Source organism: Lysobacter sp. CA199, from assembly GCF_052078715.1.
Taxonomy (GTDB): Bacteria; Pseudomonadota; Gammaproteobacteria; order Xanthomonadales; family Xanthomonadaceae; genus Lysobacter.
In genome coordinates, this window is the sequence record NZ_JBQJIL010000041.1 from 1 (window position 1) to 671 (window position 671).

1 pseudogene is annotated in these 671 nt (G+C 61.3%); it reads left to right on the plus strand.

What is annotated here, in order from left to right:
* Nucleotides 1-671, plus strand: a pseudogene (locus tag ACTOWJ_RS29380) (transposase); the annotation flags it as partial.

The window sequence follows — 671 nt, forward strand, 5'->3', positions numbered from 1 at the left end:
TCGGCGCAAGGCCGCACGATCGCGGAGATCAGTCGTCAGTTGGGTGTGACCGAGCAGACCTACTTCCGTTGGCGCAAGGAATACGGAGGTTTGAAGGTAGACCAGGCCAAGCGTCTGAAGGATATGGAGACGGAGAATGCGCGGCTACGCCGAGCCTTGTCGGACGCGGTGATCGATAATCAGATTCTGCGCGAGGTCAGCAAGGGAAACTTCTAAGCCCGATGCGTCGTCGTCAAGCGGTGGCCCATGTGCACGCGCATCTGGGCTACGCACAGCGACGGATTTGTCGGGCATTGCATGTCACCCGCTCGTCGGTTCGCTATGTTTCGCAGCCACGCAGCGATGAGTCTTCGCTCACGCAGGCGGTGATCGCGTTGGCCAGTCAGTACGGCCGCTACGGTTATCGGCGCGTGCATGCCTTGGTGAGAGCGCAAGGCGGGTCGGCGAGTCGATCCCGCGTCGAGCGTATCTGGAAGCGCGAAGGATTGAAGGTGCCGACCAAACAGCCTAAGCGCGGTCGGCTCTGGCTCGCCGATGGCAGCTGCCTTCGGCTGCGGCCGGAGCACCCTCATCACGTGTGGAGCTGGGATTTCGTGATGGAACGGACCCACGATGGGCGCGTGCTGAAGATCTTGGTGTTGATCGATGAGTACACGCGCAAGTGTCTGGCT